Below are 1,577 nucleotides of genomic sequence, written 5' to 3'. Positions count from 1 at the left end.
ATAATAGTTTCTTATTTCTTTCCATATCGAAAGGAATCATATTGCATATAGCATAATTCTTAAAATAAACAGACAAATATTCATCCTTCAGGATATTTATATATTTCATATTATCCTCATAAAGTTCATTTGATTTCAATACAGGAATGCTCCTATATTTTGTCAATAAGTGAAACACTACTCCATAGTCAGACCGATTATAATATCGCACTGTTCAGCATTGGGGTTAATTGTGATAACACCGGAGCGTTTATCTTTTTGAAAACTAATCATCTTCATTTCGCCGAGGTCCTGGGATGTAACAACCCAGCCTTTATCTTCAAGATTTTTTACGTAATAATCATAAATCTTCGCGGCAGAATCCTTAGAAGTCAGGATCGTCGTGGAGCCTGATAATTCACCGTCTTTACCTCCGATAAAACCGTCCACTTCCGCCTGGGGATAGACGGGTATATCTTTCGGAAAATTCTCGGGAAGGCCGGAACCGAAACTCAGACCCCCAAGCTTAAAGCGACCGCCTTTTTGGTCAACCTCAATCTTTTGTCCGGTGATCCCGCTGATAATTTTAGAAGTAAGACTGGTGGATAGGGTGGGGGACGACATCCTCCCGAAGCCAAACAATAGACAAACAATGCCAATAACCAACAAGGCCGAGAGAGCAATTCCGCCCTTTAGAACTATTTGTTTTTCCGGTTTAAACGGGAACGGTTCTACTACGGCAAGCTGTCGATAGACAAGAACCATGCCCATCATGCCAACAGGAACGGTCAGAATAACACCAACCCCAAAGAGGATAAAACCAATTCCGCCGATGATCATCATTACCAAACTATATAACCAAAGCTGCACCCAGTCCATGGCAAAACAGGCGACGCTACGTTTAAGCGCCTGCAGCGGTTCGCTTTTCTGTTCCACGATGAAACCGATCGTCAGGAAATAAAGAAGGAACAAAACCGGACTAACGACAAAGTTGGTTATCCGCCCAATTACCGGGATGACGCCAATTATGTAAAACACTACCCCGGCTCCCCAAAGCAAAAGTGTTGGCATTAAGGTAGAAAGAAACTGATCAAAGTGGGTAAAGATCTCATTTAAATCTCCTTTTTCTCCGCGGAGCAGTTTAACTCCAAGAAGTAAAAAGCCGCCGAGCACAGGACCAGCGAGAAGTCCGAGGGAAAGAAAGGTAATTAGTCCGGCAATTGCCGAAGCCAGCAACAACAGGCTAAAATTCTTCAGGTATAATCGATAACTTTGTTGAAGGTTTTTAACAATCATGTCCATTTGCTTTCCTCCTTAATATCGATTTCCACATTACGATCTATTGTTCTCCCCTCTGTTGGGTTTGACCGTCAAACAAACCGTTTTGACAGCATCGGCTGTGGGTTATCAGTTACTGTCAACTAATTGCTGAGCCAGGGTAGGGAGAAAAATTTGACTCATTATAGCGTACTGGGATCAAGTCCAAATTAGTGTGTAAATTCCTCAGTTATCAATAAGCTTATCTGATATACGCAATATTGCTTTGATCATTGATTTGTTTTTGCTCTTCTTGCCACTGAAGGTATTCACTCATATCC

At 41.8% G+C, this 1,577-nt stretch carries 1 protein-coding gene; it reads right to left on the bottom strand.

The features are described from left to right. Positions 1 to 177: 177 nt before the first annotated feature. Complete coding sequence (locus tag G5B42_RS11445; RefSeq protein ID WP_181340605.1) at positions 178 to 1,281, bottom strand: hypothetical protein; 1,104 nt, start codon at positions 1,279 to 1,281, stop codon at positions 178 to 180. Positions 1,282 to 1,577 lie beyond the last annotated feature (296 nt).

Source organism: Capillibacterium thermochitinicola (assembly GCF_013664685.1).
GTDB classification, from domain to species: Bacteria; Bacillota; UBA4882; order UBA10575; family UBA10575; genus Capillibacterium; species Capillibacterium thermochitinicola.
The sequence above is the reverse complement of the archived record's forward strand: the minus strand, read 5'-3'. Positions and strand labels throughout refer to the sequence as shown.

Excerpts from the sequence above, each read along its gene's own strand:
- G5B42_RS11445 (WP_181340605.1), bottom strand. The coding sequence starts at position 1,281 with ATGGACATGATTGTTAAAAACCTTCAACAAAGTTATCGATTATACCTG.